This is a genomic window from Marinobacter sp. F4218 (assembly GCF_019443085.1).
Lineage (GTDB): Bacteria > Pseudomonadota > Gammaproteobacteria > Pseudomonadales > Oleiphilaceae > Marinobacter > Marinobacter albus.
In genome coordinates, this window is record NZ_JAHZIL010000002.1 from 756,868 (window position 1) to 767,842 (window position 10,975).

Sequence of the window (10,975 nt, forward strand, 5' to 3'; positions counted from 1 at the left end):
TTCGGCCACTTTTTTTAAGCATCTCATGCGAACGTCCATAGACCTCACCGTCGAACACACAGAAGTTGCAGTTGATGCGCTCAGCGAGGCCTCAGGTCTTCCTAAACAGCGAATCAAGGATGCCATGAACAAGGGCGCCTGCTGGTGGACGCACAAAGGCAAACAGGTACGACTACGCAAAGCCAAGCGCGAAATCCGGGCCGGGACACGGCTGCAGCTGTTCTATGATGACGCGGTTCTTGGTCGTAAACCGGGAAAGGCGGAATGTCTGGAAGATCGTGGCCGGTATTCTGTCTGGTTCAAACCCCACGGGATGCTGGCGCAAGGGTCCCAGTGGGGCGACCACTGCAGCCTGCTACGCACTGCCGAAATCCAACTGCGACGAGACTGCTTTCTGATACATCGGCTCGATGCCGACGCGGCTGGTCTGATGCTAATTGCTCACGACCCCAAGGCCGCAAGCGCTTTGTCTCAGTGTTTCGCCGGCAGAACCATCACCAAGGACTACCAAGCCAGAGTCCGTGGCCTGCTGGTGGTGCAGGATCGGGTGGTCGACACCCCGATTGATGGCAAAAGCGCTATCAGTCGAATGACCACTATCCAGGTTGAAGAAGCCGATGAGACCAGCCTGCTGGCGGTCAACATTGAAACCGGTCGAAAGCACCAGATTCGCAAACACCTTGCCGGCATGGGCCACCCCATTGTCGGCGATCGCCTCTATGGCAAGCCCGCCCCAGTGCCTTTGCAGCTGTTAGCTTACCGTCTGGAATTTGACTGCCCTCTGGCCCGAGAGCGAATACGGATCTGTCTGCCTGAGCGCTTGAACAGTCTCGCTAGTCCAGAATAGAAAAAGCCTGCAATTTGCTGGTCGCTTGAATAAATCAGATAGACACGGGCTCGCGGGCTAACCGATCGAACACAGGCTGCGCCTTTGCCAGTCTTCCGTCCTTAATCACAAAACTCAACAGAGTTCGTCCGAAGAGTTGAACACTGACATAGGTAAACATTGGCTGAAAACCCGCCTTGGCAAGAGCACGCCGCGAGGAGTGATTACTAACGGCAACGGCTGTCCAGGCAATACTCGTATTTCGACTCTGATCCTGCAAAATTCCGTTGATCATTGCAGAAAGAAACCCTTTGCCTCTGTGTTCCGGGACAGTAGCACCATCCCAGAGGTACAACACGTTCTCAGGAACCTTTAACCTCAGATCATGCAAGACGCCAATATTTGCGCCGGTACAGGCGACCCAGTTGTACGATACTGGCTCACTATCAACAAAAAATTCGAAGAATCTGTGGCCTTCTCTCACTCGCCTTTTAAATTCTTCCTTGGAGAAAGGTAGATCGGATCGGAGGTCTGTCACGTCCGTCATGTCGGACACTTCATGGGAGCCGTCTATACGGGGGAGTTTGTCTTGCTCGATGGGCTTGGACAGGAAGATACCCGCATCAATTCGAAGTGTGCGGTTGAACCACCGTTTTATGGGGCGCAACCAACGCCGTAGAGTCTTCAATGACCGATCATCCCCTGAGGTCTAACATTCTGGACGCAACTCTTCAAATATTAGCCGGATTATGAATCACTTCAAATCTCGGTTGCGGATTTCCTCGAACCAGCCTGGGCAAACTGGCTAGATTCCATAGAAATCCCGATACCAGTCAACGAAGTTCGCGATCCCCTCTTCCACCGGAGTACCGGGTTTGTATCCAACGTCTGCGATCAGGTCGTCGACATTGGCGTAGGTGGCAGGAACGTCGCCCGGCTGCAGCGGCAGCAGGTTTTTCTCGGCTTTTTTCCCTACCCGCTCCTCAATGATCTCGATGAAACGCGACAATTCCACGGGGTTGTTGCTACCGATATTGTAAATCCGGTAGGGCCCCTTCCCTGTGCCCGGATCGGGATTTTCGCCGGTCCATTCAGGATTGGGTTCTGCCACATGATCCAGGGTACGGATCACCCCTTCCACGATGTCATCGATGTAGGTGAAATCGCGTCTGTGATGACCATGGTTGAAAACGTCAATCGGTTCACCGGCGAGAATCTTTCTGGTGAAAATGAACAGCGCCATGTCCGGACGGCCCCAGGGACCATAGACAGTAAAGAACCTCAGGCCGGTGGTCGGCAGGTTGTAGAGATGGCTGTAAGTGTGGGCCATCAATTCATTGGCCTTCTTGGAGGCTGCGTAGAGGCTAAGGGGGTGGTCCACGTTGTCATGCACGGAGAACGGCATGGTTTCGTTGGCACCGTAGACAGAGCTGCTCGATGCGTAGACCAGATGCTTTACACTGTTGTGACGACAACCTTCGAGGATATTCATGAATCCTACAAGGTTGGCGTCAACATAGGCATGGGGATTCTCGAGGGAGTACCGGACACCCGCCTGGGCCGCAAGGTGGACCACCCGCTCAGGCTTCTGCTCAGCGAAAAGTGCCTCCATGGCGCCCCGATCCGCAACGTCCTGACGCACCTCGGTGAAGCCGGGCTTACAAGTCAGTCGTTCAAGCCGGGCCTCTTTCAGGCTGACATCGTAGTAATCGTTGACGTTGTCAACACCGATGACCTGATCGCCACGGTCGAGCAGGCGATGCGCCAGATGTGAGCCGATAAAACCGGCAGTTCCCGTAACGAGAATCTTCAAAGTTCCTTCTCCCTAGAACACAACGCCCGCGCTGACGAACGGTCCGTCGAGTTCAACGTCGAGGCTTTCGTCATCGTCCTCATAATCGATAGACATCTGACGGTAACCCGCTCTCAATTGAAGCACCGCAATCTCAAACTGCCCGTATGCGCTGAAGTCATGCAGTGAGTCGCCGCTGTAGCTGACGAAGTTGCCTTCGGCACCCACCGACACACCCGTTAGCGGCAGGTCAAAGCGGGCGGCCACATAGCCCATAGGCAGCACCGCATCTACTTGAGTCTTGCTGGCCTGAGTTCCACCGATCTCCTTAACGTTCAGTTCGCCATCCAGACTTCGGGCGGTCAACCCCAGGTCGAGATTGACCCAGTTATCAAGCACTTCGTAATAGAGGGTGAGGTCCAACTGCTCCAAATCGAGGTCTGATCGGACGTCCACGCCGCTACCCACAAAAATACCGCCAAAATCAGCACCCAACTGACCACGGCCCGTTTGCTCAATCAAAGTGTAGTTCAAGCGAACGTTCGGCAAAACGGGAACCGGATGTTCAAAATAAAGTGAGGCATTGGCGTTGGAGTCGCTGTCCAGATTGAGATCATTCTCGACATCAACGACATCGCCATTATCGGTGGCCTGACCGGAAAGGTCGGAATCCCAGTAACTGACGTTCGCGCCAAGCCCTACAACATCGGCCTGAGCCACCGGTGCTGACAAAATTAGAGAACTGCAGGCGGCAACCACCAATTTACGCATAAAACACCCTTTCTTTTATTGTGTGTCAGGATCAGTCGAACTGGATACCCAGACGCCGCCCAACTTCCTCGTAGGTTTCAATCACGTCACCCAATCCCTGGCGAAAACGGTCCTTGTCCATTTTCTTCCGCGTCTCCTTGTCCCAGATGCGACAACCATCCGGGCTGAACTCGTCGCCCAATACGATGTCGCCGTTGCTTCGACCGAATTCCAGCTTGTAATCGACAAGCAGCATTCCAGCCTCGTCGAACAGAGCCTTCAACACGTCATTCACCTTGTAGGTGAGTTCCTTCATACGGTCGAGCTCTTCAGCCGATGCCCAGCCAAAACTTACGGCAAGCGATTCGTTCACCATCGGATCATGCAGGGCGTCGTTCTTGAGAAACAGCTCGTATGTGGACGGCGTCAGCTCCTGCCCCTCTTCTACGCCCAGCCGGCGGCAGAGGCTCCCTGCAGAAATGTTGCGCACCACACATTCAACCGGAATCATGTCCAGCTTCTTCACGACCGACTCGGTGGAGGACAACAAGCCTTCGAAATGGGTCGGAACGCCTGCGGCTTCCAGCTTTTCCATGATGAACGCATTGAACTTGTTGTTCACCATGCCCTTGCGATTCAGTTGTTCCTTTTTCTCGCCATCGAAGGCTGAGGTGTCGTCACGGAAGACGAGCACGAAACGATCGGGATCGTCTGTCTTGAAAACGGACTTTGCCTTACCGGCATATAGCTCTTCACGCTTTTCCATTAAAGGTCTCCGAAGTGGGATCGGGTCAGCCAACCAGCCACTCAATCAGTATAGATAGTCAAACAGCTGTGCCAGAAGGTCGGGCCCAGTGTGCTCACCGTCATAGCTGGCCAGACGCTCGGTCGTAATGACAATGTCGCTTTCACGCTCTGTCAGGGTGACCGTGTGGGTATGTTCCGGCTTTTCCTCATCGCTGAACCAGCCGAACCAACCAGAGTCACGCTCATCCTCGGTGCGGAAATCCACATAGAACCAGCCTTCACTGCGGTTGAGATCGACTACAGCGATATTGGCTTCGTTCAAGGCCCGGCTGACCTCAGCCCAAGAGCGGCCGTAGTCAAGGCTCATTCGGATAGCGACGGCCTGATCATCCTCTGAAACAAGGTTGACGAGGGGGTCACTGACCATGCCAGAGGCCGCCCGAGAGAAGGACTTGTTCTCTTCCCTGGCCTTGAGGAAATCCCCCAGGTCGGTAAGCAAACGTTTCTGCAGTTCCAATGCATCAGGAGAGGGGTTGCTGACGCCGGACCAGGGGACCAACTCCTCGGGTTGGCCATCGACGGTCAGCTTCCGGATCTGAATCTCGGTAGTCTTACGGCGAACTCCCGGCGCCATACGCATCTGGAGAACAACCCTGGGCTCGTCGACGCCGACCTGATCCTGCAGTTCGGCCAACTGACGGGCACGCATGCTGAAATTGAGCAGTTCACTCTGGAGAAGCCCTAGCTGGGGGCTTTCGTAATCGACACCAAGCCCACGGTCAGCCATGTAAGCGTTCGCGGCCGGCCAGATACGTCCGGGGACGTCATTCACCAGCAACCAGACACGGCCATCGAGCTCTTCAATGACGTAGTTTTCTTCAAGAATCTCGGACGTCATGTCCGGCGGACTGGGAATATCGGACGAATACATTTTGCCAGCGTCGGCGACAGCAACATCCCGAATTGGCATTACCTGACTGAAGCGGGACTTCTCCGCGCTGGCCGGAAGCTCGAGCGGCTTCCCCTCTTCTGCAGAAACGTAACGTTCGGAACGATCTTCTATCAGACTGCAACCGGACAGCGTTGTCACCAACAGCAGTCCGGATGCGAGGGCCAGAAAACAAAACAACGGGGTACTACGGGTTCCTTGAAGAACCGGCATCGGGTTACTCCGGGTCAGACACAGTTTCAGTAAACTCAGAGCACACCTGAGGCTTTCAGCGCATCTTCCACTTCCGCGTGGAACTTGTCACTCAACGGAGTCAGCGGTAGACGTATGCCTTCACTGATCATCCCCATGCGGTGCAGAGCCCATTTTACGGGTATCGGGTTGGCCTCCAGAAACAGTTTCCGGTTCAGGGGCATCAAAAGCTCATTCAGGCGTTCGGTCTCTTCCCGATTGCCCGCGATGGCCGCCTCGCACAACTGAGCCATGGCTTTCGGCGCGACATTCGCCGTCACCGAAACATTGCCCTTGGCTCCTGCCAACATTAGTTCGGCTGCGGTCGCATCGTCGCCGGAATACACGGCCAAGCGACCTTCCAAGGCCTCAATCAGTTCGGCGCCACGGGGAATGTTGCCGGTCGCATCCTTGATGGCAACGATATTCGGAATATCCGCCAGACGAAGAACCGTCTCGTTCAACATGTCACAGGCTGTCCGGCCCGGAACATTGTAAAGCATCTGATTCATGCCGGGGACGGCTTCGGCAATCGTTTTGAAATGCCGGTACAAACCTTCCTGGGTTGGCTTGTTGTAGTATGGAACTACCAGCAGACAAGCGTTGGCACCCAGTTTATGGGCCTCGGTGGTCAGCTCGATGGCCTCACGGGTACTGTTTCCACCTGTGCCCGCGATGACGGGGATGCGACCATCCACGCGTTTTATGATATGGCCAATCACCTGGCAATGTTCTTCCGGATCCAGGGTTGCGGATTCACCCGTGGTGCCCACGGCAACGATGCCATGGGTGCCGTTTTCGATATGAAAGTCCACCAGCCGATCCAGCTCCTTCCAGTGAATTTCACCGTTTGGATCCATGGGCGTGACCAGTGCGACAAGGCTACCCGTAATCATAAAAGCTCCGTCCGAATAAAACCGATATGGTAATGTTGGGCACGAACTGACACAAGGGAATTAAAGGAGTTGTCATGCCATCTGTTGAACTGGATCAACGTGTGCCCGACTTCGAGGCGTCAGCCACTGGCGATCAAACCATACGTCTGGCCGATCTCCGGGGCAAAAACGTCGTCATTTATTTCTACCCCAAAGACAACACACCCGGCTGCACGACCGAGGGTCAGGATTTCCGGGACCTGATGAAAGAGTTCACTGAACTCGATACCGAGATCTTCGGCATCTCCAGAGATGGCCTGAAAGCTCACGAGAATTTCCGGGCGAAGCACGAATTCCCGTTCCACCTTATTTCAGACAAGGACGAGACGCTGTGCAACCTGTTTGACGTCATCAAACCCAAGAAACTGTACGGTAAAGAGTATCTGGGCATCGACCGCAGCACCTTTCTAATTGACGCTAAGGGCATACTTCGAAAAGCCTGGCGCGGCGTCAGGGTCAAAGGACACGCTCACGAGGTCCTCGAAGCCGTCAGGGCTCTCTGACCAGAGATCAGGATTGCTCAGTGGCCGGTGGCGTGGCGCGTTCCTTCACCGGCCAGGCCGCAAACACCGCCTTGAGAAGCGTCGCCAGCGGGATAGCAAAGAACACCCCCCACAACCCCCAGATACCGCCGAAGAACAAGACCGCAACAATAATGGCCACCGGATGCAGGTTGTTCACTTCAGAAAACAGCACCGGCACCAGGACATTGCCATCCAGAGCCTGAATAATGCCGTAGATCACCATCACCCAGATAAAGTGACTGCCCCAGCCAAAGGCAAACAGGCCGATCATCGCAACGGGTATCGTCACGACCGCGGCGCCAATGTAAGGAATGACTACGCTCAGGCCGACCAGGAGTGACAGGAGTGCAGCGTACGGCATACCCAGAAGCTTGAATGCCACATAGGTCGCGCCGCCCACGATAAGAATCTCGACCGACTTGCCGCGCACATAGTTGGCGCACTGCAGATTCACTTCATGCCAGATTTTCAACATCATCGGGCGTTGGGACGGGAGCAGCCGGCCGATAGAACCAAGTAGCACTTCGCGGTCTTTCAGGAAGAAAAATACCAGGATGGGCACCAGCACCACGTAGATCAGCAATGCCACCAGATCGGGAATGCTGGATAATGAAAAAGACACCAGCCATTGCGTCATGTGCCCCACTTCGGTCGAAACCTGCTGATACAGGGCATTTACGGCATCCGCAGAAATCAGTTGAGGGTACTCCTCGGGAAGCAGCTCGAGATAGGACTGCATCTCACGAATGATCCTCGGCGTCTCGCCCGCGAGGTTACTTACCTGGGTCCAGATCAGTGGCAGGAGACCGAAAATTACTCCCACCAGAACGCCGAGAAACAGCAGGAACACACCGATGATGGCGACCATTTCCGGCACGCCCAGCTTTACGAGCTTGGTAACGAGCCCCTGAAGGATAAAAGCGATTATCAGAGAGGCGATAACCGGCGCGAGCATGGCGCCAAACCAGATGACCAGGACGGTTCCTATCACCAGGATTAGGAACAGAATGACCGCCTCTTCATCTGAAAAATACTTGTGCGCAAGACCGCGTAATATCCTGATCATCAATGACTCCGAAAAGTTAGCCGCCGCACTTTATCACAAACCGATATTGACCATCGGTCTCAGATGAGCTCATCAGTTGGTGACTTGAAAGCTCAATAAAAGCGGGAATATCCCGGGCCGAGCCGGAGTCGGTAGCAATGACTTCAAGCTCCTCACCCGCGTCCATTCCATTGAGTTCCAGCTTGGTTTTAAGCAAAGGCATCGGGCAGCGAAGCCCGGAAGCATCCAGAGTACGGTCTACCATAAGTAAAGAAGCACCTTCACGAAACAGTAAGGCTAATTAACAGGCACGCATTATGCCGACAGTGATAATGTATTGCATCACAATAGATTTTAATCGAAATATCAGAACTTTTTATCGTAAGCTGTTGTCACAATGGCACTTAGAATGAAAGGCATCCTGCGTTACATGACTTTTTTCCAATACCCTTTTGCCCGACTTTCTCGCACGGCCAGAGCTGGCGCTCTGGCCGCTTGCCTCGGGGCTGCCTTTACGCCGCTTCAGGCCCAGGAAACCAATTTGCCAAATATCGGTGGCAATGGTGGCGGCCTCATTTCGGGTCAACAGGAATCGGAAATAGGCCAGCAGGTCATGGTTTCAATCCGTCGATCGGCACCGAGGATCACGGACCCGCTAGTCTACGATTATCTGACCGCGATCATCTACCGACTGGTGCCTTCCGCTCCCCTCCACGACCGAAACCTGACCCTGGCACTGATTGACAGCCCTGACATCAACGCTTTTGCGGTTCCGGGCGGCATTGTCGGCGTTAACGGTGGACTGTTCCTCAACGCGACAACTGAACAGCAGTTCTCGTCGGTACTTGCCCACGAGCTTGCACACCTGAGCCAGCGGCACTTTGCCCGTCGCCTCGAGCAACAGCAAACCAGCACCCCTCTGACCATGGCCGGCATGATCGCCGGTATAATTCTGTCGGCCGTCACCCAATCAGACCTTGGTATCGCAGCCATCGCAGGTACCCAGGCTCTGGCAGTCCAGAATATGCTTGCCTACAGCAGGGCCCATGAACAGGAGGCAGACCGGATTGGGCTGGACATCCTGGCAACTGCGGGCATGGACCCGCGGGGCATGCCCGAGATGTTCGAGATCATGATGCGCCAGAACCGGCTGCAGGGAAACCAGGTCCCTGAATACCTCTCCACGCACCCACTTACCCAAAGCCGGGTAGCAGACACCCGAAACCGGGCCGAACAGTACCCGGACAAAAACATCCGGGACGGCCAGGAATACCACCTCATGCGCAACCGACTGCAGGTGCGCTATGCCGCCTCGGCGGACGTAGCCGTGGAAACATTCGAGGCATATCTCGACAGTGACAAGGCGCAGAGGCACGACGCCATCCGCTACGGCCTTGCGGTTGCCTACCAGAAAAACAACCAACCCGAAAAGGCCCTGGCCGTACTAACGGATCTTCTGGACCGGAACCCCGGCCGAATAACGTTTCAGGTGACCTTGGCAGACGTACTGATCGATCAGAAGCAGATTCAGGAGGCTCGAGACATCCTTCGGAAGGCTCTGGCCAGGAACCCCGGAAACTACCCCATCACCTTCAAACTCGCGGAAGCGGAAATAGCGGATGGTAATGGCGCCGCCGCCGCAGAATACCTCAAGCAGTTGACCCGTCAGCTTCCCGCTCAGGAACATCTCTGGCTCCGGCTGGCCGAGGCTGAAGGCATGGCACGTAACATCGTCGGTGTGCACCGTGCACGGGCCGAATACGATGCACTGTTGGGAGATCTCGAATCAGCCCAACGTCAGTTGCGACAAGCCCAGGAAAAGCTTCCGGCGGGATCCCCCCAACGCCAGGTTGTGACCGAAAGACTGGCTGAAATCACCAGCCGCCTGAACGCCCGGCGCAATAGCTGACAAACGGGAAGATCAGGCGTTGCCTGCGGCCTTCAGGTTCATGTTGGCCGTAAAATCCAGCATCCGCCGCAAAGGCTTGAGCGCGCGCTCACGCAAGGCATCATCCACCTCAATTTCCTGATCACTGTGCTCCAGCACATGAAGCAGGTTCTGCAGACCATTCATGGCCATCCAGGGGCAATGGGCGCAGCTTCGGCAGGTTGCACCATTACCGGCCGTGGGCGCCTCAAGCAGCGTCTTGTTAGGCGCAAGCTGCTGCATTTTGTAGAAGATGCCGTTATCGGTTGCCACGATAAACTTGTCGTTCGGCATGCTCTGGACCGCGTGAATCAACTGGGACGTTGACCCCACCACATCCGCCATTTCCACGACAGCGTTCGGTGACTCCGGGTGAACCAGCACTGCCGCCTCCGGATAGAGCGCTTTCAGGTCTTCAAGGCCGCGGTATTTGAATTCCTCATGGACAATACAGGATCCGTCCCACAACAGCATGTCAGCGCCTGTGGTCTTCTGGACATAATGCCCCAGGTGCTTATCGGGCGCCCACAGGATCTTTTCACCGCGCGCATCCAGATCCTCAACAATGGCCTGTGCACAGCTGGAGGTCACCACCCAATCGGCCCTCGCCTTCACGGCCGCCGACGTATTCGCATAAACCACAACGGTGCGGTCCGGGTGCTGATCGCAGAAATCCGCGAATTCATCCGCGGGGCAGCCAACATCAAGAGAACAGGTCGCTTCCAGGGTTGGCATCAGCACCTTCTTCTCGGGGTTGAGAATCTTGGCCGTCTCGCCCATGAAGCGCACGCCTGCCACGACCACGGTCGAGGCCGGGTGCTGGTTTCCGAAGCGCGCCATTTCCAGCGAATCCGCAACACAGCCACCGGTTTCCTCCGCCAGGCGCTGGAGATCGGGATCGGTGTAATAATGAGCCACCAAGACCGCATCCTTGGCTTTCAGGGCTGCCTTGATGCGGCCTTCCAGATCAGCCTTCTCGTCAGCGCTCAGCGGTTTTGGTTCCGCGGCGTGGGCGAGGTGTTCCTGGACAAGAATACGATCTTCAGCTCGTGTCATTACTGCATCTCTGTGTTGCGTGGTCTGGGAGGAGTATATCACTTCAAACCCGGCTTTCGTGATTCTGGCGCATGGCTGCAACAGAACCCCGGGCGGAATTTCAGTACCCTCTCCTGACTAGGTAAGAACTTTTAGGCAAAAAAAAAGAGCCCGTAGGCTCTTTTTCGCAAAAACCCGTGAAGGGTCCTGCAAT

Annotated in this window: 12 protein-coding genes; 3 read left to right on the forward strand and 9 right to left on the reverse strand. The window is 55.3% G+C overall.

The window, feature by feature from the left end:
* Window positions 1-25 precede the first annotated feature (25 nt).
* Entirely contained in the window at window positions 26-847 is an 822-nt protein-coding gene (locus K0B93_RS03815; protein WP_219865907.1) for an RluA family pseudouridine synthase, read from the forward strand.
* Window positions 848-881: 34 nt separating this feature from the next.
* On the opposite strand, the gene K0B93_RS03820 is transcribed toward K0B93_RS03815, so the two are convergent.
* From K0B93_RS03820 to dapA, 6 genes are all read right to left on the reverse strand, one after another.
* A complete protein-coding gene (locus K0B93_RS03820; protein WP_219865908.1) occupies window positions 882-1,514 on the reverse strand; it encodes a GNAT family N-acetyltransferase in 633 nt (210 codons plus the stop codon).
* A gap of 117 nt (window positions 1,515-1,631) precedes the next feature.
* The gene (locus K0B93_RS03825; protein ID WP_219865909.1) at window positions 1,632-2,639 is read right to left on the reverse strand and encodes an NAD-dependent epimerase; all 1,008 of its coding nucleotides are present in this window, start codon (window positions 2,637-2,639) and stop codon (window positions 1,632-1,634) included.
* A gap of 12 nt (window positions 2,640-2,651) precedes the next feature.
* Window positions 2,652-3,389 (reverse strand): TIGR04219 family outer membrane beta-barrel protein, encoded by a 738-nt coding sequence (locus K0B93_RS03830; RefSeq protein WP_219865910.1) that lies wholly within the window; start codon window positions 3,387-3,389, stop codon window positions 2,652-2,654.
* Between the two features lie 31 nt (window positions 3,390-3,420).
* On the reverse strand, window positions 3,421-4,134 hold the full coding sequence (gene purC / locus K0B93_RS03835; RefSeq protein ID WP_219865911.1) for a phosphoribosylaminoimidazolesuccinocarboxamide synthase: 714 nt from the start codon (window positions 4,132-4,134) through the stop codon (window positions 3,421-3,423).
* A 45-nt stretch (window positions 4,135-4,179) separates the two neighbouring features.
* On the reverse strand, window positions 4,180-5,205 hold the full coding sequence (gene bamC / locus K0B93_RS03840; RefSeq protein WP_324123944.1) for an outer membrane protein assembly factor BamC: 1,026 nt from the start codon (window positions 5,203-5,205) through the stop codon (window positions 4,180-4,182).
* A 107-nt stretch (window positions 5,206-5,312) separates the two neighbouring features.
* Entirely contained in the window at window positions 5,313-6,191 is an 879-nt protein-coding gene (gene dapA / locus K0B93_RS03845; protein WP_219865913.1) for a 4-hydroxy-tetrahydrodipicolinate synthase, read from the reverse strand.
* A 74-nt stretch (window positions 6,192-6,265) separates the two neighbouring features.
* Here dapA and K0B93_RS03850 point away from each other — a divergent pair, with 74 nt between their 5' ends.
* Window positions 6,266-6,733, forward strand: a complete 468-nt coding sequence (locus tag K0B93_RS03850; protein WP_219865914.1) for a peroxiredoxin — start codon at window positions 6,266-6,268, stop codon at window positions 6,731-6,733.
* 7 nt (window positions 6,734-6,740) lie between these two features.
* Here K0B93_RS03850 and K0B93_RS03855 read toward each other — a convergent pair whose 3' ends face one another.
* Both K0B93_RS03855 and K0B93_RS03860 read right to left on the reverse strand, forming a co-directional pair.
* On the reverse strand, window positions 6,741-7,820 hold the full coding sequence (locus K0B93_RS03855) for an AI-2E family transporter (protein ID WP_219865915.1): 1,080 nt from the start codon (window positions 7,818-7,820) through the stop codon (window positions 6,741-6,743).
* Window positions 7,821-7,836: 16 nt separating this feature from the next.
* Entirely contained in the window at window positions 7,837-8,064 is a 228-nt protein-coding gene (locus K0B93_RS03860) for a sulfurtransferase TusA family protein (protein ID WP_219865916.1), read from the reverse strand.
* Between the two features lie 165 nt (window positions 8,065-8,229).
* Between K0B93_RS03860 and K0B93_RS03865 the strand changes: the two genes are divergently transcribed.
* Entirely contained in the window at window positions 8,230-9,708 is a 1,479-nt protein-coding gene (locus K0B93_RS03865; RefSeq protein ID WP_219865917.1) for a M48 family metalloprotease, read from the forward strand.
* Window positions 9,709-9,720: 12 nt separating this feature from the next.
* Here the strand turns inward: K0B93_RS03865 and nadA are convergent, their stop codons facing one another.
* Window positions 9,721-10,782 carry a quinolinate synthase NadA gene (gene nadA / locus K0B93_RS03870; RefSeq protein ID WP_219865918.1) on the reverse strand — a complete coding sequence of 354 codons (1,062 nt, stop codon included), beginning with the start codon at window positions 10,780-10,782 and terminating at the stop codon, window positions 9,721-9,723.
* Window positions 10,783-10,975 lie beyond the last annotated feature (193 nt).